We start from the raw sequence: 1,192 nt of genomic DNA, 5'->3' as shown, positions 1-1,192 counted from the left end.
GGATGGTCTGAAGTAGTCCTGTATTTTCAGTCGACTTCAGCCGTCGCCGATTTTGAAAGCAGCAAACCAATCAAAAACGATCAGATCACCCGCTCATTTCAGTGTTTCTGGCCGCCGCGATAACCTCGCAGCGGCCATTTCCCACATTACAGGCGCACCTCTCCCGCATTCGTCAGCAAATGCCGGCGCACCATCCACAGGTTCGACAGCGCGAACAGTGTCACCAGCTGTGCCGTGTTCTTCGCCAGGCCACGGAAGCGTGTCTTCACATAGCCGAACTGGCGCTTGATCACCCGGAACGGATGCTCGACCTTGGCACGCACCTGGGCCTTGGCTTTCTCGATCTTGCGCTTGGCTTTGTACAGCGCGCTGCGCTTGCTCAGCTTCTTATACGTACTACGACGGGCCGCGATCTGCCAGATCACCTCACGGCCTTCATGTTCCGGGCGCTTCTCTACGCCGGTGTAGCCCGCGTCGGCACCGACCATGTTTTCCTCACCGTGCAGCAGTTTGTCGACCTGGGTAACGTCTGCAACGTTGGCTGCCGTCCCCACCACGCTGTGCACCAGGCCGGACTCGTCATCAACGCCGATATGCGCCTTCATGCCGAAGTAATACTGGTTTCCCTTCTTGGTCTGGTGCATTTGCGGGTCACGCTTGCCGTCCTTGTTCTTGGTCGAACTTGGCGCATTGATCAGCGTGGCATCGACGATAGTGCCTTGGCGCAACGACAAACCTCGGTCACCTAGGTAGCCATTGATCACAGCCAGGATGCCGGCAGCCAATTCGTGTTTCTCCAGCAGGCGGCGGAAGTTGAGGATGGTGGTTTCATCCGGAATGCGCTCCAGGCTCAGTCCGGCAAACTGGCGCAGGATGGTGGTCTCGTACAGCGCTTCCTCCATCGCCGGGTCGCTGTAGCCAAACCAGTTCTGCATCAGATGTATGCGCAGCATCGCCATCAACGGGTACGCCGGACGACCACCCTCGCCTTTGGGGTAGTGCGGGTCGATCAGAGCGACCAAACCTTTCCACGGCACTACCTGATCCATCTCGATCAGGAACAGCTCTTTGCGGGTCTGTTTGCGCTTGCCGGCGTACTCGGCGTCGGCGAAGGTCATCTGCTTCATCGGAAAACTCGGCGGGTGGAGTCCGGGGATTTTGCCAAAATCAGGAAGTCTTTTTCAGAGTTTCC

General features: G+C 57.8%; 1 protein-coding gene. It reads right to left on the bottom strand.

Going from position 1 to position 1,192, the window contains the following annotated elements; translation table 11 throughout:
* Nucleotides 1–146: 146 nt before the first annotated feature.
* Nucleotides 147–1,127: an IS5 family transposase gene (locus tag HBN63_RS21565; protein ID WP_090248136.1), complete on the bottom strand. Its 981-nt coding sequence runs from the start codon at nt 1,125–1,127 to the stop codon at nt 147–149.
* Nucleotides 1,128–1,192: the final 65 nt, after the last annotated feature.

Source organism: Pseudomonas sp. WS 5011, assembly GCF_012985775.1.
GTDB lineage: Bacteria > Pseudomonadota > Gammaproteobacteria > Pseudomonadales > Pseudomonadaceae > Aquipseudomonas > Aquipseudomonas peli.
The sequence above is the reverse complement of the archived record's forward strand: the minus strand, read 5'-3'. Positions and strand labels throughout refer to the sequence as shown.